The sequence below is a fragment of the Chryseobacterium cucumeris genome, from assembly GCF_001593385.1.
In the GTDB taxonomy this organism is placed as follows: Bacteria; Bacteroidota; Bacteroidia; order Flavobacteriales; family Weeksellaceae; genus Chryseobacterium; species Chryseobacterium cucumeris.
This window is the reverse complement of the sequence record NZ_LUVZ01000028.1, coordinates 1-501: the sequence shown is the minus strand read 5'-3', so window position 1 is coordinate 501 and position 501 is coordinate 1. Positions and strand designations below refer to the sequence as shown.

The 501-nt window shown below is 40.9% G+C and carries 1 protein-coding gene; it reads right to left on the bottom strand.

Annotated elements, in window-relative coordinates; all coding sequences use genetic code 11:
- The coding region (locus tag A1704_RS15140; protein WP_131797520.1) for a TonB-dependent receptor plug domain-containing protein at window positions 1-501 on the bottom strand (501 nt) is incomplete at both ends.

Below are 501 nucleotides of genomic sequence, written 5' to 3'. Positions count from 1 at the left end.
TATCTGTAAAATCATAGGTATATTGAAGGTTGGCTCCCGAATTTAAAGGCGCACCGTCAACCAGAAAGGTCGTTCCCATGGCAGACGTATTGTAATCGCTGCCGGGATTTCCTGTTTCCCGAAGGCTTATTTTATTGACCTGATTCATGACTGGGTCTGTGGATCTTCCACCCGGTAACAATTCCAGAAGGTCAGTGAAACTGGAAGGCTGTAAATGCTGCATCGCACGTTGACTGATAACAGATGATGAGGTCAATCCTTTGCTTTCTTTTGCCGTAATAATCACTTCTTCAATATTATTCACATTCTCCTTAAGGGAAAACTTAAAAGTATCAGGTTGGGTAACCTGTATCTTTCCGGAATATTGAACATTACCTTTTTTACGTATTTCTATGGCATATTCTCCCGGACTAAGATGTACTGCTGCAAACCCTTTTTCATTGGAAAGGATCGAATACTTCTTCTTGCCGGACGAAAGAAAGATTTCATAATCTTTAAGGG